General features: G+C 53.3%; 19 protein-coding genes. 5 read left to right on the top strand and 14 right to left on the bottom strand.

Going from position 1 to position 19,814, the window contains the following annotated elements:
* From VFT64_09280 to gltX, 3 genes are all read right to left on the bottom strand, one after another.
* Positions 1 to 945, bottom strand: a complete 945-nt coding sequence (locus VFT64_09280; protein ID HEU5048016.1) for a hypothetical protein — start codon at positions 943 to 945, stop codon at positions 1 to 3.
* A gap of 178 nt (positions 946 to 1,123) precedes the next feature.
* The gene (gene cysS / locus VFT64_09275; GenBank protein HEU5048015.1) at positions 1,124 to 2,446 is read right to left on the bottom strand and encodes a cysteine--tRNA ligase; all 1,323 of its coding nucleotides are present in this window, start codon (positions 2,444 to 2,446) and stop codon (positions 1,124 to 1,126) included.
* Positions 2,443 to 3,759: a glutamate--tRNA ligase gene (gene gltX / locus VFT64_09270; protein ID HEU5048014.1), complete on the bottom strand. Its 1,317-nt coding sequence runs from the start codon at positions 3,757 to 3,759 to the stop codon at positions 2,443 to 2,445. Before gltX ends, cysS begins: the two co-directional genes overlap by 4 nt.
* Positions 3,760 to 3,922: 163 nt before the next feature.
* On the opposite strand from gltX, the gene VFT64_09265 reads away from it, so the two are divergent.
* Positions 3,923 to 4,813 (top strand): ankyrin repeat domain-containing protein, encoded by an 891-nt coding sequence (locus VFT64_09265; GenBank protein HEU5048013.1) that lies wholly within the window; start codon positions 3,923 to 3,925, stop codon positions 4,811 to 4,813.
* Here the strand turns inward: VFT64_09265 and dapD are convergent.
* The 4 genes from dapD to VFT64_09245 form a co-directional block, all read right to left on the bottom strand.
* A complete protein-coding gene (gene dapD / locus VFT64_09260; GenBank protein ID HEU5048012.1) occupies positions 4,799 to 5,635 on the bottom strand; it encodes a 2,3,4,5-tetrahydropyridine-2,6-dicarboxylate N-succinyltransferase in 837 nt (278 codons plus the stop codon). The two genes, VFT64_09265 and dapD, sit on opposite strands and share 15 nt — an antisense overlap.
* A 114-nt stretch (positions 5,636 to 5,749) precedes the next feature.
* Positions 5,750 to 6,514, bottom strand: coding sequence for an SDR family NAD(P)-dependent oxidoreductase (locus VFT64_09255; protein HEU5048011.1), 765 nt, complete (start codon positions 6,512 to 6,514; stop codon positions 5,750 to 5,752).
* A gap of 10 nt (positions 6,515 to 6,524) precedes the next feature.
* Positions 6,525 to 9,248 carry a DNA gyrase subunit A gene (gyrA, locus tag VFT64_09250; protein ID HEU5048010.1) on the bottom strand — a complete coding sequence of 908 codons (2,724 nt, stop codon included), beginning with the start codon at positions 9,246 to 9,248 and terminating at the stop codon, positions 6,525 to 6,527.
* A 185-nt stretch (positions 9,249 to 9,433) separates the two neighbouring features.
* Positions 9,434 to 9,907, bottom strand: a complete 474-nt coding sequence (locus VFT64_09245; protein HEU5048009.1) for a hypothetical protein — start codon at positions 9,905 to 9,907, stop codon at positions 9,434 to 9,436.
* A 116-nt stretch (positions 9,908 to 10,023) separates the two neighbouring features.
* Between VFT64_09245 and VFT64_09240 the strand changes: the two genes are divergently transcribed.
* The 3 genes from VFT64_09240 (at position 10,024) to dapB (ending at position 12,240) form a co-directional block, all read left to right on the top strand.
* Positions 10,024 to 11,043: an ELM1/GtrOC1 family putative glycosyltransferase gene (locus VFT64_09240; GenBank protein HEU5048008.1), complete on the top strand. Its 1,020-nt coding sequence runs from the start codon at positions 10,024 to 10,026 to the stop codon at positions 11,041 to 11,043.
* Positions 11,044 to 11,113: 70 nt separating this feature from the next.
* Positions 11,114 to 11,443 carry a Grx4 family monothiol glutaredoxin gene (grxD, locus tag VFT64_09235; GenBank protein ID HEU5048007.1) on the top strand — a complete coding sequence of 110 codons (330 nt, stop codon included), beginning with the start codon at positions 11,114 to 11,116 and terminating at the stop codon, positions 11,441 to 11,443.
* Positions 11,440 to 12,240: a 4-hydroxy-tetrahydrodipicolinate reductase gene (dapB, locus tag VFT64_09230; GenBank protein ID HEU5048006.1), complete on the top strand. Its 801-nt coding sequence runs from the start codon at positions 11,440 to 11,442 to the stop codon at positions 12,238 to 12,240. Before grxD ends, dapB begins: the two co-directional genes overlap by 4 nt.
* Before the next feature lie 155 nt (positions 12,241 to 12,395).
* On the opposite strand, the gene yidC is transcribed toward dapB, so the two are convergent.
* The 4 genes from yidC to VFT64_09210 form a co-directional block, all read right to left on the bottom strand.
* Entirely contained in the window at positions 12,396 to 14,075 is a 1,680-nt protein-coding gene (gene yidC / locus VFT64_09225; protein HEU5048005.1) for a membrane protein insertase YidC, read from the bottom strand.
* Between the two features lie 36 nt (positions 14,076 to 14,111).
* Complete coding sequence (gene hflC / locus VFT64_09220; protein ID HEU5048004.1) at positions 14,112 to 15,044, bottom strand: protease modulator HflC; 933 nt, start codon at positions 15,042 to 15,044, stop codon at positions 14,112 to 14,114.
* Entirely contained in the window at positions 15,044 to 16,198 is a 1,155-nt protein-coding gene (gene hflK / locus VFT64_09215; protein HEU5048003.1) for an FtsH protease activity modulator HflK, read from the bottom strand. Before hflK ends, hflC begins: the two co-directional genes overlap by 1 nt.
* Before the next feature lie 76 nt (positions 16,199 to 16,274).
* Entirely contained in the window at positions 16,275 to 16,490 is a 216-nt protein-coding gene (locus tag VFT64_09210) for a hypothetical protein (GenBank protein HEU5048002.1), read from the bottom strand.
* A 481-nt stretch (positions 16,491 to 16,971) separates the two neighbouring features.
* Between VFT64_09210 and VFT64_09205 the strand changes: the two genes are divergently transcribed.
* Positions 16,972 to 17,136 (top strand): Flp family type IVb pilin, encoded by a 165-nt coding sequence (locus VFT64_09205; GenBank protein ID HEU5048001.1) that lies wholly within the window; start codon positions 16,972 to 16,974, stop codon positions 17,134 to 17,136.
* Positions 17,137 to 17,324: 188 nt separating this feature from the next.
* Here the strand turns inward: VFT64_09205 and rnpA are convergent, their stop codons facing one another.
* The 3 genes from rnpA to VFT64_09190 all read right to left on the bottom strand — a co-directional run bounded on the left by rnpA (position 17,325) and on the right by VFT64_09190 (position 19,789).
* On the bottom strand, positions 17,325 to 17,714 hold the full coding sequence (gene rnpA / locus VFT64_09200) for a ribonuclease P protein component (protein HEU5048000.1): 390 nt from the start codon (positions 17,712 to 17,714) through the stop codon (positions 17,325 to 17,327).
* 16 nt (positions 17,715 to 17,730) lie between these two features.
* Complete coding sequence (gene rpmH / locus VFT64_09195; GenBank protein HEU5047999.1) at positions 17,731 to 17,865, bottom strand: 50S ribosomal protein L34; 135 nt, start codon at positions 17,863 to 17,865, stop codon at positions 17,731 to 17,733.
* A 76-nt stretch (positions 17,866 to 17,941) separates the two neighbouring features.
* Positions 17,942 to 19,789 (bottom strand): ABC-F family ATP-binding cassette domain-containing protein, encoded by a 1,848-nt coding sequence (locus VFT64_09190; GenBank protein HEU5047998.1) that lies wholly within the window; start codon positions 19,787 to 19,789, stop codon positions 17,942 to 17,944.
* Between the last annotated feature and the right edge of the window lie 25 nt (positions 19,790 to 19,814).

Raw genomic sequence — 19,814 nt, 5'->3', positions numbered from 1 at the left:
TTACGGTATCACCGCCGCGGTTGCGGAGGTTGCGGCTTGTTTACGTATTTCCTGCCCCTGCTGCCAGCTTGACTGCGGTTGCGGTAATCTGTTTGTTTTGGGTTCCACCGGAATATGTGCGCTTTCATCATGCGGGGGAATAATGACGGTTTCTCCGGTGGCTGCAGATTGGGATACCGCTTCCGTTACGGACGATTTCTGTTCCATATGTTTGCTTGCGCTAAAACGGCTGCCGACATAGGCGGTGCCAGCCGTTAATGTTGTCAGGATCAGGTCGAAGACGGCAAGGTCGGACCATTTGCGAATGGTCTGGCTGTTTGCGTTCGGGCGGACTTTAAGAATGGCGTTGGTTGCAACATCGCCTACTGCGCTTTGTACGTTGCCCGCTCTGCGGGGGCCGAGTGCCGCAAAAATAGCGTAACCAAGCCCGAGGGACATCAGGCGGCCTTTGATCATGCTGCCCCATGTCTGTTTAGGTTCCGGACGTACCTGGGAGGGATCGATATCGTCGTGACCGAGTTTTTTGTCGATCCATGCGGCAATCTGCGTGCGCCGGTCTTCAAAATATTTGGTTACCGGCAGCAGGATCGTTCCTCCGAGCGATAAAGCCAGCGTGAGGACAATCGAGCTTGCCCACTGTTCCTTGCTGCTGCCCCATATTTTCTGGGATGTTTTGTTCTCTGCGAATTTACCGAGGCGGGGCGTAAGCCAGGTGCGGCCCGCTTCAAATCCTTTATTCAGGAAGCCTTTGCCGCTTTGCGCCCAGTCCGCGACGACGAGCGAAAAGAGCCATATGCCTACTCCCTGAATGCCTCCCCATAGCGCCATATCCAGTTTGATGTTGCCGGAGGAACGCGCCAGTTTCGGAGCGTGTTTATCCTGCTGCCGGTCGGGGGCTGTCGTCTGGTCAGCAATATTGTCCGCGTTGTTCTGCGCAGTTGCCATCGTGTGCCTGAAATGCATTCTTCTACATTTCTTATATTACACGAAGTGCACGTAAAATATTGTTACAATTATGTGAATATTAAGCGCTTTTCCCTTAATAGGTGTATAAAAAGGGAAGGGAAAGTGAAGGCAGGTTGCAGAATCAGGGCTTCCTACGCAAAGAGATTGAAATAATTTACTATTCCCTGCGCCAGTCGGTGGTGCCGTCCGGACGGTCTTCCAGAATAATACCCTGCGCTTTCAGGTCATTACGTATTTTATCCGCTTCTGCCCAGTTCTTTGCCTTTTTGGCGGCAATACGTGCGGCGACAAGCGCGTCAATGTCACCGCTGTCGGAAGTATCGCCTTTGAACCATTCTTCTGGATTCTGCTGGAGAATGCCGAGAATACTACCTGCAGTGCGTAACTCTTCCGGTGTGCAGGCGTGCAAGGCGCTGAGTGCCTTGGGGAAATTCATATCGTCATGCAATGCCGCCAGGAAGTCAGCGCTCATATTATTAGTTGCAGCTCCTTCCGAGAGCTTGCGGTAAAAGCCATCCAGTTCTTTCTTTGCGTCTTCCATGAGCTTTTCATTGAAGTCGAGCGGCTCGCGGTATCTGGTTTTAAGCAATGCATAACGAATCACTTCGCCCTTAATGCCTTTATCCAGCAGGTCGCGCACGGTGATGAAATTCCCTAGCGATTTGCTCATTTTTTCGCCGTTGACGGTCAGGAAACCGTTATGCACCCAGTATTTGGCAAAGTGCGATTCGGGGTAAGCGCCGCAGGCCTGTGCGATCTCGTTTTCATGGTGCGGGAACATGAGGTCTGCACCGCCGCCATGGATGTCGAAATCGCGGCCCAGATATTCCGTGCTCATGGCCGAGCACTCGATATGCCAGCCCGGTCTGCCTTTGCCCCATGGGCTTTCAAAGACGCTCGATGCATCGTCTTCCGCGTCGGCAGGTTTCCACAGTACGAAATCGTTCGGATTGCGCTTGTAGGATTCCACCTTGATGCGCGCGCCGGATTCCAGTTCTTCCTGCACGCGGCCGGAGAGTGCGCCGTAAGCAGCGCCGTAGCTCGACACGCTGAACAAGACATGGCCTTCCGAAACATAGGCTATATTGTTTTTGATCAGCTGCTCGATCATCGCGATCATCTGTCTGATATGCTCGGTGGCCTTTGGCTCTTTATCCGGATTCAATACGTTCAGTGCGGCCATGTCATCATGGAACCAGCCCGTGACTTTCTGTGTCAGTTCCTGAATGGTGATTTTCTGGTTTTTGGCTGCGGTATTGATCTTGTCGTCCACATCCGTGATGTTGCGGATGTAGGTGACTTTCGGGTAGGTGTGTTTCAGCAGGCGGTACAATACATCATACACCACTACGGAGCGTGCATTGCCGAGATGCGCGCGGTCATACACCGTAGGGCCGCATACATACATGCGCACATTCTGCACATCCATCGGCGTGAAAGCTTCCTTCTGGCGGGTGAGGGTATTGTACAGGTGTATCATATCTTATTTAGCCTTTGTGCGACCTTGTTATAACCGATGAGTGGAAGCAACTGCTTCATTTCCGGTCCGTGTTCGACTCCTGTCAGCGCCAGCCTGAGCGGCAGGAACAGTTCCTTGCCTTTGCGGCCGGTTTTGGCGGAGATGGCTTTTGTCCATGTGCCCCATGCGGTTTCATCCCATGGCTCAGGCGGCAGCAGCGCCAGCGCGTCCTGTAGATACGAAGCATCGACTACAGGGGCATTGACTTCGCCATGGATAATATCCCACCAGCTTTTGGCTTCGGCGAGTGTCTTAAGATTAGCGCGTATGGAAAGCCAGAATGGCTCATCAGCGAAGCTAAGCCTTTCTTTTACACTAGAGAAAGGAAGCTTATGCAGCAGCTTCTCGTTCAGCCGTTCCAGCTCCTGCGGGTCATAATTTGCGGCAGCGCGACCAAATTTTTTGATATCGAAAGATTCTATCAGTTCTTTCATATCCGTAAAGGGTTCAACAGGATCGCTCGTGCCGAGTTTGGCAAGCAGGCTATTAATAGTCATCGGTTCGATGCCGGCTTCGCGCAAGCCTCGTATATCGTTGCCGCCCACACGTTTGGAAAGCTCACCTTCCTTGGTTTTCAGCAGCGCCAGATGGCCGAACTGCGGCGGAGTGAAGCCCAGTGCTTCAAATATCTGGAACTGTACGGCAGTGTTGCTGACATGGTCTTCGCCGCGCAGTATATGGGTGATGCCCATTTCGCCGTCATCCACCACGGAAGCCAGCGTGTAAAGCGGCACGCCGTCCTCGCGAATCAGCACGGGATCGCTCACATGCGCCCCCTGGAAGCGGACTTCACCGCGCACAAGGTCGTTCCACACGATAGGTTTATCTTCCAGCAGGAAACGGTAATGGGGCTTGTGGCCTTCGGCTTCGTATTTCGCTTTTTGTTCCGGTGTTAGCTGCAGGGCCGCGCGGTTATAGATCGGCGGCTGGCCGCGTCCGGCCTGAAGCTTGCGTTGCATGTCCAGTTCTGCCGCGGTTTCATAGCATGGATAAAGCCTGCCAGACGCTATAAGCTTCTGTTTTGCCTGTTCATAAGATGTAAAGCGGTCGGACTGTTTCTTAAAATCGTCCCACTGCATGCCTAGCCAGCGCAAATCCTCTTCAATGGCAGCTTCATATTCCGCTTTTGAACGCTCCGTGTCCGTATCGTCCAGACGCAGCATGAAACGCCCGCCTGCCGCGCGCGCAAACAGGTAATTTACCAGAGCGGTTCGGATGTTACCGGCATGCAGGTAGCCGGTGGGCGAAGGAGCGAAACGGACGAAAACAGTCATTGGGAGCTATAAATGTTAGGTGTGCTAACATCGTTTTTAGGCCAAAATGCCCGCATTACAAGGGAAAAACTATAAATAAGTTATTTTATCCCTCATTAACAATTATTTAAGCATTATCGGGTAATCTCCAACCTATGTGTCAACACAACATAGGACTTTTGTCATGCGTATTTTGAAGAAAACAGCATTACTTGCTACAGTATTATACGTCAGCAGCGGGGCTCTTCTCTGGGCTCAGGATGCCGCCGTGCCGCCAGCAGTAGATGCACAGGATCTTCCGGTTCTTGCACCCGGCGCTGCGCCAGCGCCCATATCGGTACCGGCGCTCGTTCCGGCCCCTTCACCTGCGCCTGCTCCGGTGTCTGATAGCGGCATGCAGCGGTCGCTGCCTCCAGCGGCACCGGTACAGCAATCATTACCGCCTATTTCCCCGCTTCCGGCCACGGGTGCGGAAGCCCTGCATCTTCCCGGCGAGCAACATCCCGGCAGCGCATCTTCCGAAATGCCGCAGTTAGCCGCTCCTTCTATGCCGCCCGCTCCCGCTGAAGAGGCGCCGAAGCAAACTGCCGATACCAGCGAAGCTCCAAAGGAAACTCCGGTTAAATCCAAGCATCATGGCAAACATAAGAAGCATGCAAAGCATCATCACAAAGGAAAAGTGATGGTTGCGAAGGCGATTCCTGTTGAGCCGGTGACATCTTACCGCCTGCCGAGCACGATCTATAACAAATCCTATGATAAGCAGAATCGTCATTTGCCAATGGCGTATTCTGAACAGGATTACGATACAATGGTTTATACCACGATCCTCAACGACGATATCAATGGCTTACGCAGCCTGCTCAACACGAAGGGGCGTGATATCGATATGATTAATGCGCAAGGTGACACGCCGTTGATTGCTGCCGTGAAAAATGACTCACCCAATGCGGTGCGCCTGCTGGTCAAACGCAATGCTAACCGCGCTATTGAAGACCGTAACGGATATACGGCGCTTCAGCTTGCGGAGCATATGGGCGATTCAGTGGTAATTCAGGCCTTAATCACGGAGTAATTCGTTGATCCCGGTCTTGCTGCGCGTCTTTTCGTCAACGCGTTTGACGATGACGGCGCAGTAAAGGGAAGGGGAATTCGGCGTTTTGCCTGGCAGTGAGCCGGATACCACCACCGAGTAAGCCGGAACGCGGCCATAGATGATTTCACCGTTTTCACGATCGACAATCTTGGTCGAAGCGCCGATGTAAACACCCATCGAAATCACGGAACCTGTTTCCACGACCACGCCCTCGGCGATTTCGCTGCGTGCGCCGATGAAGCAGTTATCCTCGATAATGACGGGGCCGGCCTGCAGGGGTTCCAGCACGCCGCCGATACCGACACCGCCGGAAATATGGCAATGCCTGCCGATCTGAGCGCAGCTGCCGATCGTCGTCCAGGTATCCACCATCGTGCCTTCGCCGACATAAGCGCCGAGATTCACGAAAGATGGCATCAAAACGACATTCGGGGCGATATAAGAGCCGCGGCGCACAAAGCAGCCCGGTACGGAGCGGAACTTTGCATTTGCATAAGTGTCTTTATCCCAGCCTGCGAATTTAGAGGGAACCTTATCATACCAGTAGGACGGGCTGTTGCCGTCATGATAGATTGGACCGCGGACGAGCTCCATGTCGTTCAGACGGAAGGAAATCAGAATCGCCTTTTTTACCCACTGATTCACCTGCCAGCCGGAGGCTGTTTTTTCGGCGACGCGCAACGTGCCGGAATCGAGCTGCCCGATGATTGTTTCAACGGCGTCGCGCACTTCACCTTTTGTGGCGGTATTGATGCCGTCGCGGTTTTCCCATGCGGCTTCGATGGTCGTCTGTAACGTCATGGCCTTCGTCTTCCTTTTTCTTTCAAGGCATCCGCCTCGTTTAGGTATGCACAGTACTATCCCCCAGAGGAGTTGCGTACAACTCTTCCGTGTAGCCGATGTGCAAATTATTTACTATTTCTTTTTCGGCAGCAACGCGAATAACGGGTCGGTCAGCGCCACCGGCAGGCAGGATATAAGCCACAGGGGAAGGTAAAGTGCAAGCGGGAATGCAATCCTCGCTTTATTTTTTTGTATACCACCCATGATGATATCGGCTGCACGTTCTGCGCTCATAATGAATGGCATGGGGAATTCATTGACGTCCGTCATCGGTGTTTTGATATAACCGGGGCAAATGACGGAGACATGCACGCCGTCCTGTTTCAGGTCGCCGCGAAGTCCTTCACCGAATGCGCGCACCGCATTCTTGCTTGCGCTGTAGGCGGGGCAGCTCGGCAGTCCGCGAATACCTGCGAGCGAGCTCATAACGGCGATATGGCCCTGACGGCGCTGCTGCATGCGCGGGATGATCGGCAGCACGCTATTGAGCACACCGTCTATATTGACGGCAAATATCTCGCGCAGTTTTTTCTGGGACTCTTTTTGCCCGCCAGCTCCGGCGGAAACGCCAGCATTGGCGATCAGCAGGTCGACAGGGTGTCTGTCATCGAAATGCTCAATCCAGTCGGACATGATTTCATCATCCCGCACATCCGCGAGGCCGACTTCGACCTTGGCGCCTTTGCGGGTGCAGTAGTCCGCGACTTCCTTAAGCCGTTCCTGGTTGCGGCCCATCAGGCCCAGCACAACACCTGGCATGGCATAGGCCTTTGCCAGTGCTGCGCCCAGACCGCTGCTTGCTCCCGTGATGAGGATGTTGGTGCTGCTGCTTGGCATCTACAGACGATTATTCTTCCGTAGCTTCTTCGTCCTGCTCGCCGGCTGCCGACTCGTCTTCCTTGACGGAAGTGGCGGAGACGACTTTTTCACCTTCGGCGGTCTTCAGAATCGTAACGCCCTGCGTGTTGCGGCCAGCAATGCGAATGTCCTTCACCGGCGTGCGGATGAGCTTTGCCTTGTTCGTCATGAGCATGATCTGATCGTCATCCTCAATCGGGAAGCTTGCAATCACACCGCCATTACGTGCCGAGGTCACGATGCCGACGATGCCGGAACCGCCACGGTTCGTGACGCGGTATTCATAAGCGGAACTGCGTTTGCCGTAGCCGTTTTCCGTGATCGTCAGCAGGAACTGCTCCGCGGCTGCGAGTTCGGCGTAGCGTTCTTCCGTCAATGTGATCGCCTGAACGCCAGCTTCTTCTTCATCCGGTGCGCTGACTTCAGTATCTTCATCCCCGGCGCGGCGGCGCTGGGCAGCCATTTTCAGATATGCCACACGCTCTTCGGTCGTGGATTCGATGCCTCCTAGCACCGACATGGAGATAAGCTCGTCACCCTCGGCCAGTTTCATGCCGCGCACACCGTCGGATGTGCGGCTCTTGAAGACGCGGACGGCATCGACCGGGAAGCGCACACACTTACCGGATCTTGCCGCCAGTAGGATCTGGTCGGTTTCCTTGCAGGTCATGACACCGATAAGCTTGTCGCCTTCATCGAGCTTCATAGCGATTTTGCCATTGGCGCGAATGTCATGGAAGTCCGAAAGATCGTTACGGCGCACGTTGCCCGATGCGGTGGCAAACATGATATGCATGTTATCCCACTGGGTTTCGTCTTCCGGCAGCGGCATGAAGTTCGTAATTGTTTCGCCTTCGGCCAGCGGGAAGATATTGACCAGCGCTTTGCCGCGCGCCTGTGCTGTGCCCAGTGGCAGGCGGTAAACTTTGAGTTTGTACACCTTACCGTAGTTCGAGAAGAACAATACAGGGGTGTGGGTGTTGGTGGCGAAGACTTCGGTCGTGATATCCTCATCGCGAACGGCCATTGCCTGCTTGCCTTTGCCACCGCGACGCTGTGCGCGGTAGGCGGAAAGCGGTACGCGCTTGATATAACCGCCGAGGGTGACGGTAACGACCATATCTTCTTTCTGAATGAGCGATTCGATGTCGATATCGGAATCGGATTCCTCAAATACGGTACGGCGCGGGGTGGCGAATTCTTCACGCGCTTTCAGTAATTCGTCTTTCAGGATGCCCAACAGTTTTTCACGCGAGCCGAGAATAGACAGGCATTCGCTGATTTCACCGGCGAGCTGCTGCAGTTCTTCGTCGATTTTGCTGCGTTCCAGACCGGTCAGGCGCTGCAGACGCAGTTCCAGAATGGCTTTTGCCTGCGTTTCGGTAAATCTGATCTTGCCGTCTTCGATCCTGTTGCCGGAATCGTCCACAAGTGCCAGCAGCGCGCCGACATCGTGCGCTTCCCAGCTGCGGGCCATCAGTTCGTTCTTTGCAATAACCGGATCGGCTGCGGCGCGGATAACCCGGATTACTTCGTCGATATTGGCAACGGCAATTGCAAGGCCGATTAATACATGGGCGCGGTCGCGGGCTTTGTTGAGCAGGAACAAAGTGCGGCGCGTGATGACTTCTTCGCGGAAGTTCACAAACGCTTCAATCACCTGTTTCAGGTTCATGAGGCGCGGGCGGCCCTGGTCGATAGCCAGCATATTCACGCCGAACGAGGTTTGCAGCGGGGTGTAGCTGTAAAGCTGGTTCAGTACGACTTCGGCCACCGCTTCTTTTTTCACTTCCACGACCACGCGCACGCCTTGCTTGTCGGATTCGTCGCGCAGATCGGAAATGCCTTCGATGCGTTTTTCCTTCACCAGTTCGGCGATACGCTCAACCATGCGCGCCTTGTTCACCTGATACGGAATTTCGGTGATAATGATGGCCTGTTTGCCGCCCTTGAGATCTTCAATTTCGGCTTTGCCGCGCATAATGACTGAGCCACGGCCGGTATGCATCGCGCTATGGCTGCCTGTGCGGCCGAGGATGATAGCGCCGGTGGGGAAGTCCGGACCGGGGCAGACCTGCATCATTTCGTCGATGGTGACATCGTTATTGTCGATATAGAGGCAGCACGCATCGACCACTTCACCCAAATTGTGCGGTGGAATATTCGTTGCCATACCCACAGCGATACCGCCTGCGCCGTTGACGAGGATATTGGGGAACTGCGCCGGAATAACGGTGGGTTCTTTTTCCGAACCGTCATAGTTATCCTGGAAATCGATTGTGTCTTTATCGATATCGGTCAGCAAGGCATGGGCGGCTTTGGCAAGACGGGATTCCGTGTAACGCATTGCCGCTGCGTTGTCGCCGTCCATGGAGCCGAAGTTACCCTGGCCATCCACCAGCGGCAAGCGCATGGAGAAGGGCTGTGCCATACGGACCAGGGAGTCGTAAATCGCGGAGTCGCCGTGCGGGTGGTATTTACCCATTACTTCACCGACGATACGGGCTGATTTGCGGTACGGTTTGTTCCAGTCGTTCCCCGTTTCGTGCATGGCGTACAGGATGCGCCGATGCACAGGCTTCAATCCGTCGCGCACGTCGGGCAGGGCACGCGATACGATCACGCTCATCGCATAGTCGAGGTACGACTTGCGCATTTCGGATTCGATTGAGACCGGCTGGAGATCAGATTTCAGGGATGAAGATTCCACAATTACTTCCTGTAAAAATAGGCGGTTTTTTCCTTGCTCTTCTTGATAAAATATTAACGGTTATATAGCAAGGTTTTTTGCAGTTTCAGATGAAACAGGACAGGTTGTGGGGAGAGGCGGGAAGAGCCGGAATAACATATTAAAATTGCTTATGTTATCCGGCTCAGAATTTTTACGTATAATTTCCTTTATCGAGATGCACCTGCCATTTCAGGTTCAGCGGCGGTTACTCTCGCAGTTGCGCTCTCTCTGGGAACCGGGGGAGCCTGTGTCGCAGTCGCATTTCTCCTTGCTTCCAGTTGTAAATCTTCAGGTAGCTTAGCGTCGACATCGTTAACCAACCCTTTAACCTTGCTTCCTGCATAGGTGGCGAGCTTCTCGTGTGTTCTGATGGCTTCCATTGCTCCGCTTACAGCTTCCGCTACGACTGCGGCTTTACTTCCTTCTGCAATTACTTCATCTCTGCGCAGCGCTTCTGCGCCATCGCGTATTGTCTGCGCCAGTTTCTCTGTAAGTTTTGTATCGAATTCCGGATTTTCAAGTTTCCCTCCCTTCGATGCTGCGCTGTGCCATGTGCTTACGTCCTTATGCACATTTGCGGCTAAGTCGGTTGAACCCAGGTCACGGCTATCTGTTTTTAATGCTGTTGCTGTGCTGCTCATAACTCAACTCCTGTTTGTGTTTTGTTGGTTTCGCCAATATAGCCAGTTGAGCCCCAAAATAAAAATGAACTTTTTTTGACAGTTTGTTAACCTATTTCCTCTACTATCGCGCGCATATGCATATTCATTACATCACGAATACACGGCAAGGACTGAAGATCGGCGAGCGAAACCAGGCGCTCGGTGTGGTCGACGCGCTGCGCGAGCGATTTCAGGATGCGATCATATTGGAACATGATGTCAGTGATGTCGGTAGGATAGAAGCGATTATCGAACGATATAGCGGCCAGCATATCGTGATCGGCGTGAGCGATGCAGGTGTACAGGCTTTTTCACAATTGCCGAAGCCGATGCGCCATATCGCTGTGCTTATCGGACATGAAGTGCCGGACGGGCTGGAATCCGTGCAGGATAAAATTACGGTACTTGCTGTTCCGGCTTATGATCAGCGCTGTCCGGAAACATTCGGAAAAGCTATAATCGTTCGCACGGACGGTGTGGCTAATACAATGACGAAGGAAAAGGCGGATTTGGCTTATCAGGATTGGAAAAATCGTTTTACGTTCGCGCCAGACCAGCCGGTGATTGCCGTGATGCTGGGCGGGAAGGTGGATGGCAGGAACATGCAGCGAGGAGAAACGGCGAAGATGGCGGAATATGTCGCTCAGCAAGCTAAGGCATCCGGAGCTTATGTCATTGCCACCAACAGCCCGCGCTCAGCGATTTCGGATACACAGGAGTTTCTCAGCGTCTTATACGGCTCAGGCTGTGGTATGCTTTTCTTCCCGTTCCATATGAAGAACCAGAATAATGAAACGCCTTACCGGGCCATGGTGGGGGCGGTTGCTTCCTCCCCCCATAACCGAATTGTGGTCAGCGGCGATTCGGTCTCCATGCCGTGCGAAATTGCGCGCGTAGTGGAGCCTTCGCAGTTGTTCCTGTACCGTGTCAGCAACATGAATCCGCAGAATATGGCCTTTATGGAGTGGATGCGGGATACGGGGCGAGCAGGGATTATCGAATCTTCCGGTGATGGATTTACCGAGTGGCCTTACGCTATGGTTGCAGCGTCACGCACGATGGATGCCGGACGCCGAATAGCGCATGCAGTGGCGGAAATCGCAGTCTCCCAGTGACAAATCCTCCCAACTCTGCTAAGCAACAGGCTTTAACGTACCGGAATCCCAAGTCAGGAAAGAGAATGTTATGAACGATAATCCCGTATTTTCCCAGATCGAAAAGACGATTAACGACAACTCCGTTGTGCTGTTCATGAAGGGAACGAAAGACATGCCGCAATGCGGTTTTTCGGCTACCGTTGTGCAGATCCTCGCCCGCTGCGGTGTGGATTTCAAGGATGTGAACGTCCTGGCTGACCCGCAGCTGCGTGACGGCATCAAGCACTTCACCAACTGGCCGACTATTCCCCAGCTTTACGTTAAAGGCGAATTTGTCGGCGGCTGCGATATCGCGCGTGAAATGTATCAGTCGGGCGAGCTGCAGGCTCTGCTGAAAGAGAAAGGGCTGGCAGCGTGAAAATTGCGATAGCCGGGTGCGCAGGGCGCATGGGGCAGACGCTGGTACGCAAAGTGCTGGCGACCGATGGCGTAACGCTGGGTGGCGGCAGTGAGCATACAGGCCACAAGCTTGCGGGCCATGAAGTGGGCAGTCTTGTCGGCGTACCCACGCCGGATGTGCTGATTACCACGAACCCGGAAGATCTGTTCATCCATGCGGATGCGGTCATTGATTTCACTGCGCCGGAATATAGCGTGATGCTCGCGCAGCTTGCGGCCAAGCACGGTAAGGTGCATGTGTGCGGCACGACTGCTATCAAGGGCGAAAGTCTTACGGCTATCCAGGCGCAGACGAAGCAGGCGCGCATTGTCTATTCGTCGAATATGAGTATTGGTGTGAATGTGCTGCAGGGGCTGGTGGAGAAAATGGCTGCTATCCTTGGGCCGGAAGAATGCGATATTGAAATCGATGAGATGCATCATCGTTTCAAGGTGGATGCTCCTTCAGGTACGGCGTTGATGCTTGGTGAAGCGGCTGCACGCGGCCGCAAAGTGGCGCTGGCAGATGTCATCAATCATTACCAGCACGGTGTGCTGGGCGCGCGCAAGCAGGGAAGCATCGGCTTTTCCGTGCGCCGCGGCGGCGATGTGATCGGCGATCATACGGTGACGTTTGCCTGCATGGGCGAACGGATTGAGGTGGCTCATAAAGCTTCCAGCAGGGAGATTTATGCTACCGGTGCCATACGCGCCGCCATGTGGGCGAATAAGCAGAAGCCGGGTTTCTACAGCATGAAAGATGTTTTAGGTATTTAAACTTTATTGTTCCTGTTTCGGTCTACTGATCTCCGCAATGAACCTAACGCCTTCGGCGACTGAAGAGCTCAGCCTGCTGGCTTCGCTTCAATAATCTGAGTTCCTAAGACGGAAGAAATGAAAAGGGAGGCCGGAGCCTCCCTTTTTTGTTTCCGCTATTTGCGATGCGGATGCGGGTGTTCATGTTTCACCTTGATATACCATTGCTGTAGGATGGTCAGCAAGTTGCTCCAGGACCAGTAAATCACCAGCCCGGATGCAAACGAGGAGAACAGGAACAGCATGACGAGCGGCAGCAGTTTCATCATCTTTGCCTGAGTGGGGTCGGCAGGCGGGGGAGACTGGCGCTGCTGGATGACCATGGTGAGGCACATAATGATCGGCCAGATGCCCAGGTGAAGCAGGGCGGGCGGTTCCCAAGGGATAAGACCGAACAACGTGAACAGATTCGTCGGGTCCGGTGCGGAAAGGTCATGAATCCAGCCGAAGAACGGTGCATGGCGCATTTCCAGTGCGACATACAATACTTTGTAGAGCGAGAAGAATACCGGGATCTGGATGAACATGGGCAGGCAGCCGGATGCCGGGTTTACCTTCTCGCGCTTGTAAAGCTCCATCATGGCCTGATTCATTTTCAACGAATCGTCCTTGTGGCGTTCACGAATCTCGTTGATCTTGGGCTGCAGCAGCTTCATCTGATTCATGGAGCGGAAAGACTTGCTCGCCAGCGGGAACATAAACAGCTTCACCAGTACCGTCAGGATCAGAATGGCGATGCCGAAATTACCCGTCAGGTTATAGAAGTAGGTCAGCATTTTCAGGATGGGTTTGGTCAGGAAGTCGAACCAGCCCAGATCCACGGCGTGGTCGAACAGCGGAATATGGTATCGGCTGGCGTAATCATCCAGCACGGCCATTTCCTTGGCGCCAGCGAAGAAGTGCAGGGTGGTATGTGCCTGCACGGAGCCGCGATAATCTACCTGGAAATGCGGACGGTCTTTAGCCGAATAATAGCTGAGTTTCGAGGTAAACTCTTTCTGTTCAGGGACAAAGGCAGCCAGCCAGTATTTATCGGCAATGCCAAGCCAGCCGTTTTTAGACTCGTAAGATTCCTCTTTGTTATCGATCAGTGTTTTGTAGGTGGCTTCGTGCAGCTTACCGTCAAATACGCCGAGCGGACCTTCATGCATAATGCCGGATGTCGGATGTACCTTGATATCATAGACGCGGTTGATGAAAGCGTAATTGCTTAAGGCAATGGGATTACCGGTCGCATCCGTTGCGCTGCATTCGATGGTGAAGAGATATTTTTCATCCAGCGAGATTTTGGCGTAGAAAGTGACACCGCTTCCGTTATTCCAGGAAAGGGTCACAGGCTGTGTGGGGGTAAGCTCGGGGTGATCAGCGGTCCATACCGTATCTTCCGACGGTAGTTTTATATTTTTGTTATCGGACAGCCAGCCAATTTCCGCGAAATAACCGTCTTGTGCCGGAGCCGGGGAAAGCAGAATGACCTCAGGGCTTTTGGGATCAAGCGTTTCACGGTACTGTGCGAGGGAGAGATCGTCAAAGCGCAGGCCCTTCAGATTCAGCGAACCCTGGACATCGGTGGAATGAATGCTCACGCGTGGGGATTCCGTCAGCAGTTCCTGACGGGATTTCGGCGTCTGGGTTTCTTCGGGTTTATTCAGACCTTCCGATTGCGCATGTATTTTTTCAGCAAGCTGTGCCTGCTGCTGGCGCGGTTTTTCCACGAAATGCTGCCAGCCTGCCATGATCAGGAAGGAAAGGGCCATGGCAAGAATAAGGTTTTTCAGGTCGGATTGTTTGGTCATGCTCTCTAAACTTTATGGGATTGTATTTGAAATGGACTAACGGCTTTCGGGCTTGCTGAACTGCCTTAGGAAGCGGCTCTCCGGCGACAGGACAAAAGTAGTATCCTTCGGGGTCATGGAGCGGGCGTAAGCCTGCATCGACCGGTAGAAATCATAGAACTCCGGATCTTTGCTATAAGCGTCGGCAGAAATCTTGGCTGCCTGCGCATCGCCTTCGCCGCGCGTGATTTCCGCCTGCTTCTGCGCATCGGCAAGAATGACGGTACGCTGGCGCTCAGCTTCGGCGCGGATGGTCTGCGCTTCCTCATCGCCCTGTGCGCGGTAGGTAGTGGCTTCACGTTTGCGGTCGGCTTGCATGCGCTTAAAGACAGCTTCGCTGTTTTCCGGGGGCAGGTCGGCTTTTACGATACGTACGTCGACAATCTTAATGCCGAAACCGCCCTGTTCCTTCGTGCTGTTGCTATCGTCTTCATGGGAGCTATAGGTCTGCTTGGAGACCATATCCCGTATCTGCTGCATGATCTGGTCACGCTTCGGCGATAGCAGGTCGCTCAGCGGTACGCTGCCTATTGCCTGACGCAGGCTGGAACCCAGGAGATTGGCAAGCTGCTGGTTCATGGCGGAAACGCGGTTGCCGCCGATACCTGCCGCGCGTGTCGCGCGGGCGAATGCCAGCGGATCCACGATACGCCAGCGCAGGAAAGCTTCCAGCTTGATACGTTTTTCATCGGAAGCATTGATCTCGATTTCGTCCGGCATGTAATATTCCAGCAGACGGTTATCGAAATATTCGACTGTCTGGACGAACGGCATTTTAAATTTCAGTCCCGGATGCAGTTCGATTGCAACGGGTTTACCGAACTGTGTTACGAGCGCGGTCTCTGTCTGTTCGACAACATACAGGCTGTTATAGAGTAGCACGAGTGCGGCGACGATGAGAATGATGACCGGTGTGGGGTTAAAGCGCATTATTGCTCATCCTTCTCGTTATGCGGTGCGGATGTGGTATGAAGGCCGGTTCCGGCCAGCGGCAGATAGGGCAGAACGCCTGCTTTATTATCCACAACGAATTTATGTGCATCCGACATGACTCTTTCCATCGATTCGAGATACATGCGTTCCCGGGTGACTTCCGGTGCCTGCTTATACTGGGCATAAATGGAGTTAAACCTTGCAGCATCGCCCTGCGCGCGCGCTATGACTTCCTGTTTATATCCTTCGGCTTCCTGTACGATACGCTGTGCCTTACCGCGGGCTCTGGGAATGATATCGTTGCGGTAGGCCTCGGCTTCGTTACGTGCCCGGTCCTGGTCAGCGCGGGCGGCCTGCACATCACGTGCAGCATCCACCACGGCGCGGGGGAAACTGGCATCCAGCATGTTCACGTTAATGATGTCGATGCCGGAATGATAGTTATCTAGCGTTTCCTGCATGAGCTGGCGCACATCGTCCTGCACTTTCAGCTTGCCTCCGGTCAGGGCGGCATTGATAGGGGTGCGGCCAATTACATCGCGCATGGCGCTTTCAGCGACGGAGCGCACGGTGGTTTCCGGATGGGTGAGGTTGAAGATGAAATCTTTAGCGTCGCGCACTTTCCATTGCACGTTGAAGCTCAGATTGATGATATTTTCATCCCCGGTCAGCATGAGGATTTCATCGTCGCGGCTATCGGTGCTGGTGGTGCCCATGATGCTGCGTGAGGACATGCTTTCGCGGTCGCCGGAAAGGGTTACCATGCGAATGGCTTCGCTATTGACGATCTCAACGCTTTCAAACGGGGCGGGGAGGTGATAACGAAGGCCGGCGGCCGCTATGCGGTCGAATTTGCCGAACAGCAACACTACACCCTGTTCGCCCGGTTGCAATTGGTAGATGCCGGAACCCAGCCACAACAGGACGAAGAATATCAGCGCAAGCAGGATGCTGCGGTTTCCGTGCTCGCCATCGAACAATTCCCTGAAGCGCTTTTTGACTTCGTCCAGCATTTCATCCAGATCGCCGGGACCGGAATTTTTCGGCGGATAGCCACCCGGTTTCCAGCCGCCACCGCTTCCGCCGCTGCTGCCGCGAGGTTTTCCCCAAGGGCCTTGTTCGGAATTATGGATAGTCACGCTGTTTGTCATTGTACGCCACCCGAAGATTGCAAAGCATTATCTATTTAGACGTATTATTTTATACGTCAACAGTTCTGGCAGTGTTTCATTCCTTTGAGGATTCGTCGAGCACTTTATAATCGCCCTCGATCACATTGCCGTCGTCTTTATAGTTTTTGTAATTCGTTGACGGCCTGGGGCCATTCTGTGTGAAAGAATGATTCATACCCGTGCGCAGTCTCAGCAGTAATGCGCTTGCCATGCCAAGCACGAGCAACAGGAAAATGGCGCATATGATGAAAAGCAGTCGAAAGATAAACATGGCGGTAATTGGAATGCGTGAGGGTTAATAAAGGAAGGTCTTTGCGATGCGGCAAGAACGTCGGTTCCAATGAAGGGCGCAGTCTGTCATAGGGGGAGGGTATTTTCAAGTGCTTTAGATATTGTCTTGGAAACCAACGTGGCTCTTTTAGGCGGAAGATTTTAGGTGTGATGCATAGTTTTCTCTTTTGAGTGTGGTGTTTATGCAACGCGGTTTGATGTTGATTTATCTATGGTTTTTAACGCTTTTTTGTGTGAATCTTCTGCAGAGTCAGGGAAAACCTTGCCTTTTGGAGTGATGCAGGAGATTTCCTGCGTTTGAGGTGCCCGGGAGCAATTATCTTGTATTTGCCGAACGAAACTGCTACTATTTAAGAGCCTTCGGGGAACTGAGGGACCTATAACTTGCTTGTTATAATCTAGTTCATTATCGGCTGAAAAATGTTGGTACTGGATGTAAAAAAACACTGAAAGGTACTATTATGAATACTTTGATCGCTCTTCTTAAGAACCAGAACGGTGCCACTGCAATCGAATATGGCCTGATTGCCGCTCTGATTTCGATCGCTGCTATCGCGGCTATCCGCGCTGTCGGTGGTAACCTGACGAACACGTTCAACAACGTTTCAGCTAACCTGAGCCGTTAATTCGAGCTTACGGAAAACCCCTCCGCTGCTAATGTGTGGCGGAGGGTTTTTTATTTAGAGACCATTTATAAGTCTACTTACCTTGCTGCGAATAGTAGTTTCCTGGTCTTCCGCTGCTCATGTACTTGAACGTACATTCCGCTGCGGTTCCCGAGAAACTACCATTCTCGCTAGCGGTCTAGCGACTTTTAAATGGTCTCTTCTTTTTTATTGGAAGCTTCTTTCATCTGATCGGCCAGTCTCTTAAGCGCGTGGCGCATATCGCGCAGAATGTGGGAAAACTCTCCCTTATATACTTCTTCCCGACCGATAAATACGTAATCGCAGCTTTTCAGTCCCAATTCAGGAATTAATTGTGCAGCGGCTGCACGCATTCTGCGTTTGGCGCGGTTGCGGATGATGGCATTGCCGAGTTTTTTGGTGGCTGTGAAACCGATGCGTACATGTGCATCATCTGGCGCGTTTTCCTCTTTGCGAGGCCGCGACTGAACAATAATGGAAGGTTTGACGAATTTGAAACCGCTTCCCGCTGCCAGAAGGAAATCCGCACGCTTCTTCAGTATACGGAATTCCGGCATATTATGAGAAAAGCTATTAAGCGGAGAGGCGCTTACGGCCTTTGGAGCGGCGCGAAGCAATCACCTTACGGCCGCCAACGGTAGCCATACGGGAGCGAAAGCCATGACGGCGTTTGCGAACGATTTTGCTGGGCTGATAAGTACGTTTCATGACTGAATTCCTAGAATATATAGCTTTGAGGCGCGATTTATAGTGACAATTGTCAGGAATGTCAACAGCTGATGCGCTATTTTGCCCCGAGCATTTCCTCCAGTTCCAGCCAGCGTGTTTCGGCTTTGGAAAGATCCTGCTGAACTGATGTATAACGCCTTGTTATTTCATCAAAAGCATCTGGATTCTGGTTGTAGAGTGTGCTGTCCATCAGCATTTCCTTAAGCTGCGCCAGTTCGGTCTCCAGATCGGCGATCTTTTCCGGCAGTTTCTCATGTTCATGCTTGAACTTAAAGGATATTTTCTGTGCTGCGGGCTTTCCGGGGGCAACAATGTTTTCTTCTTTTGCAATCGGGACTTCTTTTTTGCGTGCTGCGGCGATCCGTTGCTGTTTTGCCTGATGGTAGTCGCTATAGCCGCCCAGGCAACCTTCTACTATCCCATTTCCTTCAAAGGCGAGGATCTCGGTCACGGTGCGGTCGAGGAAGTCGCGGTCATGGCTTACGACAATGAGTGTGCCTTCGTAATCTGCCAGCAGTTCCTGCAACATGTCGAGCGTATCCATGTCCAGGTCGTTTGTCGGCTCGTCGAGGATCAGCACATTGCCCGGATTGGAGAGGAGTTTTGCCAGCATCAGCCGGTTCTGCTGTCCACCGGAAAGGGTTCCCACCTTATCGCGTGCGGATTGGGGATCAAACATGAACATTTTTAGGTAACCGCAGACATGAACCGTGCGCTGTTCTTCGCCGTGCCCGATGCTCACGCGGTCGCCGCCTTCCGGGCAGAGCGTTTCCCAGAGGCTTAGGCCGGGATTGACACCGGAGCGGTTCTGGTCGAAATAGCTGAAATCCACTGTTTTGCCGCGCGAGATGCGTCCGGCATCCGGCTCGATTTCGCCTGTCAGCAGCTTAATGAACGTTGATTTGCCCGAGCCGTTCTTGCCTATGATCCCGATGCGGTCGCCGCGCAGTATGCGCAGGCTGAAATCATTCAGGATGGGGAGGTTGTCGTTACCGTGCCGGAATGATTTGCTGACGCTTTTGAACTCGGCGACGATTTTGGAGGATTGCACTGGTGCGACGGCATCCAGCTCAATCTTCTTCATGCGCTTGTTAAACGCTTCCTTGTCGGATTTCAGTTTTTCGCGCAGGCGGCGCAGTTCCGAAAGGCGGCGCTGGTTGCGTTTACGTCGTCCCGTAACACCGCCTTGCGTCCAGTCCACTTCCGCTTCCAGTTTCTTCTGCATGTTCTGCAATGCGCGGGCTTCGTGCTCGACAATCTGTTCCATCCAGTCGTCAAACTGCGCGTAGCCGCCGGGGGAGACGCGAATGCCGCCTTTATCGATCCAGAAGACTTTACGTGAAACGTTGGCCAGGAATGCGCGGTCATGGCTTACGCAGACCACTGCGCCGCGGTAAGCGGCAAGAAATTTTTCCAGCCATTCGATTGCGCCGAGATCGAGATGGTTGGTCGGTTCATCCAGCAGGAGCACCTCCGGTCCGGCCACGAGCGCGCGCGCAAGGGCTGCGCGTCTGGCCTGGCCGCCGGAAAGCGCTCCCATCAGTGCCTCTGGATTCAAATCCAGCGGGGAGATAACGATATCGGCCAGATGCTGCTTATCTTCAGTCTGCTCTTCCTTCGCCAAACCGGAAAGCACGAACTGGCGGACGGTATCGTCCGGATTGCTGTCGATCGTCTGTGCGAGATAGCCGATGGTGAGGCCGGGATAGGCGAAGCGTTTGCCCGTATCCGGGTCCAGCTCTCCTGTAATCAGGCGCATCAATGTCGTCTTGCCGGCGCCGTTCTTGCCGACAAGGCAGATACGGTCATTCTCGGCGATATGCATTTTTAGCTCTTCAAAGAGCGGTTTTCCGCCGAAAGTGAGGTTTACATCTTCCAGGCTAATCAGTACGCGGTCGGCCATTTCTTAGAGTATTAGTTAAATAGGA

This window comes from Rickettsiales bacterium, assembly GCA_035765535.1.
Classification (GTDB): domain Bacteria; phylum Pseudomonadota; class Alphaproteobacteria; order Rickettsiales; family JABCZZ01; genus JABCZZ01.
Note: the sequence above shows the minus strand (reverse complement) of the source record. Positions and strands in the feature narration are given on the sequence as shown.

Coding starts and splice junctions, on each gene's coding strand:
- VFT64_09280 (HEU5048016.1), bottom strand. CDS start 945: ATGGCAACTGCGCAGAACAACGCGGACAATATTGCTGACCAGACGACA.
- cysS (HEU5048015.1), bottom strand. CDS start 2,446: ATGATACACCTGTACAATACCCTCACCCGCCAGAAGGAAGCTTTCACG.
- gltX (HEU5048014.1), bottom strand. CDS start 3,759: ATGACTGTTTTCGTCCGTTTCGCTCCTTCGCCCACCGGCTACCTGCAT.
- VFT64_09265 (HEU5048013.1), top strand. CDS start 3,923: ATGCGTATTTTGAAGAAAACAGCATTACTTGCTACAGTATTATACGTC.
- dapD (HEU5048012.1), bottom strand. CDS start 5,635: ATGACGTTACAGACGACCATCGAAGCCGCATGGGAAAACCGCGACGGC.
- VFT64_09255 (HEU5048011.1), bottom strand. CDS start 6,514: ATGCCAAGCAGCAGCACCAACATCCTCATCACGGGAGCAAGCAGCGGT.
- VFT64_09245 (HEU5048009.1), bottom strand. CDS start 9,907: ATGAGCAGCACAGCAACAGCATTAAAAACAGATAGCCGTGACCTGGGT.
- VFT64_09240 (HEU5048008.1), top strand. CDS start 10,024: ATGCATATTCATTACATCACGAATACACGGCAAGGACTGAAGATCGGC.
- grxD (HEU5048007.1), top strand. CDS start 11,114: ATGAACGATAATCCCGTATTTTCCCAGATCGAAAAGACGATTAACGAC.
- yidC (HEU5048005.1), bottom strand. CDS start 14,075: ATGACCAAACAATCCGACCTGAAAAACCTTATTCTTGCCATGGCCCTT.
- hflC (HEU5048004.1), bottom strand. CDS start 15,044: ATGCGCTTTAACCCCACACCGGTCATCATTCTCATCGTCGCCGCACTC.
- hflK (HEU5048003.1), bottom strand. CDS start 16,198: ATGACAAACAGCGTGACTATCCATAATTCCGAACAAGGCCCTTGGGGA.
- VFT64_09210 (HEU5048002.1), bottom strand. CDS start 16,490: ATGTTTATCTTTCGACTGCTTTTCATCATATGCGCCATTTTCCTGTTG.
- VFT64_09205 (HEU5048001.1), top strand. CDS start 16,972: ATGAATACTTTGATCGCTCTTCTTAAGAACCAGAACGGTGCCACTGCA.
- rnpA (HEU5048000.1), bottom strand. CDS start 17,714: ATGCCGGAATTCCGTATACTGAAGAAGCGTGCGGATTTCCTTCTGGCA.
- rpmH (HEU5047999.1), bottom strand. CDS start 17,865: ATGAAACGTACTTATCAGCCCAGCAAAATCGTTCGCAAACGCCGTCAT.
- VFT64_09190 (HEU5047998.1), bottom strand. CDS start 19,789: ATGGCCGACCGCGTACTGATTAGCCTGGAAGATGTAAACCTCACTTTC.